Annotated in this window: 1 protein-coding gene; it reads right to left on the minus strand. The window is 69.3% G+C overall.

Annotation, left to right across the window (positions count from 1 at the left end):
* Positions 1 to 24: 24 nt before the first annotated feature.
* The gene (locus tag Aut01nite_RS43005; RefSeq protein ID WP_204037958.1) at positions 25 to 1,467 is read right to left on the minus strand and encodes a transposase; all 1,443 of its coding nucleotides are present in this window, start codon (positions 1,465 to 1,467) and stop codon (positions 25 to 27) included.
* Positions 1,468 to 1,785: the final 318 nt, after the last annotated feature.

The following is a 1,785-nucleotide window of genomic DNA, read 5'->3' on the forward strand; positions in this document are numbered from 1 at the left end:
TGATTCCCTATCGGGGATCTGTTGTCAAGTGCGGGTCGGCTTGACGGTCCGTGACCGGGCCGAGGAGGATTCATGTGGGGAAGGTCGCCTCGTTCGTGCGCTTTGAGCGTCTTTTCGATCATGTCCCGTGAGGACTTGTTGAGGGGCCTTCCCCGCCCTGCTCTTCTTGTTGCTGCGGCGTCGGCGGCGGATCTCCTCGGACACGGTCCACTGCTCGGCGATGAGCTGTTTGGCCTGTTGCGGGGTGACCGGGGTGCCGTTGACGTCGCAGATCACGTACGGCATCCGGCGGCGCATCACCGTCCAGAGCCGCTCGGCCAGGCGGCCGGCGACCACGCAGCTGGCCTTGAGGTGTTCGGCGCCGCGTTCGACCATCTGCTGGTGGTAGACCCGCGCGAGCTGGGGATCCTGTTTGCGGGCCCAGTCCGCGGCCCGGATCAGGGTCGCGCGGGCCAGCCTCGAGCCGGCCTTGGACATCGGCTGGCCCTTGCGGTCGGTGTCGCCGGTCTCCGACGCCCGCGGTGCCAGGCCGAGGTAGGACTTGAAGTGCGCCGCGGTCGGGAACCGAGCGGCGTCGCCGATCACCGCGGTCATCGCCGGCCCACCGACCTCAGCCAGACCCGGCAGGCTCCGCGCCAGCTGCATCGGGTCCACCCACCGATAGCAGGACTCCCGCTCGACGGCATGCGCGGCCAGTTCAGCGTCGATGGCACGCAGCAGCCGGACCTCGGTCGCGATCTCGGCGGCCAGGTCGGCGAACGCCACCGCCGGATGATCGCCGTAGAGCTCGACCGCCGCCCGCGCGGCGGCCAGCCACTGCTCAGCCCGGGCCTGGCCCTGGTGGTTCTTCGACTCCTTGACGATCAACGCGGTCAGCCCATCACGGCCGAGCCGCAGCAGGGCACGCGGGTCGGCATGCTGTTCCAGCACCGCCAGATCGGCCTTGCCGAGGTCACCGGTCAGCGGGGTGCACGGCATCACCTGCCGGACCAGGTCCTTGATCCGCACCTTGTGCTCCGAAGCAGCCATAGTCAGCCGGTCACACGCCCGCACTCGCCGGTCCAGGGCCGCCGCAGCGGCGTCCGGCAGCTCGAGCGGCCGCAGCCCGTCCGGGTCGATCAACGGCAGCCGCGCGAGAGTGTCGGCGTCGATACCGTTGGACTTCGCATGCCGAGACAGGAACCGGCGCAGGTCCGCCGCCTTCGCGCTCGACACCCGGAACACCAGGTGCCCCCGGGCGGTGAAGAACACCGCGATCGGCAACCACGCCGGCCCCGTCGGCTCCATCACCACCTCCAGCCGGGTGCCCGGCACCGCTCCGGCCAGAGCAGCCTGCTCGATGACGGTCAGGCTGCCCACCGTCGGTTCACACCGCCGCCGGCACACCTCCCGCCCAGCCTCGTCACGCACCCGCACCGTGTGCGCCGACGCGATCCCCAGATCGATCCCGACCAGCCTGCGCTGCACCAACCCGACCTCCCCAGACCACAGCCAGTAACGACTCCGGCAAGTCCGCGCAGGTCACACCGCACGACAACCACGGTCCCAAGGAGGCAGAGCAATCTGACGACGGCTCCCACTCATGTGCTGCAACCGGGCCCGGCCTCTGACGGGACCAGCCCACTTCCCTCATCCGGGGCATCCGTGGCCAGACCAGCGGTGGCAATCAGTCGGACGAGGCTCTCCCTCAGACCACCATTCGACGCCACCCACCGGACCAACCGGGATGCTCATGCAACCCCAGGACACCGGACTGATCAAGTACCGGAGTTCCTTACATGACCA

It is taken from the genome of Actinoplanes utahensis (genome assembly GCF_016862455.1).
GTDB lineage: Bacteria > Actinomycetota > Actinomycetes > Mycobacteriales > Micromonosporaceae > Actinoplanes > Actinoplanes utahensis.